This is a genomic window from Fulvivirga sp. M361 (assembly GCF_007097395.1).
Lineage (GTDB): Bacteria > Bacteroidota > Bacteroidia > Cytophagales > Cyclobacteriaceae > Fulvivirga.
Map to the genome: position 1 here is coordinate 1 of NZ_VKDC01000118.1, position 381 is coordinate 381.

The 381-nt window shown below is 53.5% G+C and carries 1 protein-coding gene; it reads left to right on the forward strand.

The window, feature by feature from the left end; all coding sequences use genetic code 11:
• A partial coding sequence (locus tag FNH22_RS32290; RefSeq protein WP_185154535.1) for a hypothetical protein occupies positions 1-381 on the forward strand: 381 nt, incomplete at both ends.

The following is a 381-nucleotide window of genomic DNA, read 5'->3' on the forward strand; positions in this document are numbered from 1 at the left end:
GTCCGACGTCCAACCATGTGATCACTGTCACTGGTGTAAGCTACGGTGCTGTCACGGGTGGTGGTGTTCTGGTGGGTGACACGTTTGTGGACGGCGACCAGCTACAAGAGATCTTAGAGAACCCCACGAATGGAGTGGTTACGGTAAGTTACACGTTTGAAGTGACGACCAGTGACGGCTGTCCGGTCTCCCCTGTAGGTCAGTTGGCGAGTGTTGATGTTCAGCCCCGTCCAACGATGTCGATCACGAATACTGTCCCTGCTTTATGCAGCGGCTCCTCGACGTCTATTACATTGAACAGTGCAGTTACGGGCAGTTTGATGCGTTTGACGGGTGTGAGTGGCACTGCGGGAGTGACAGGTTTTAGCAGTGTTGGATTGA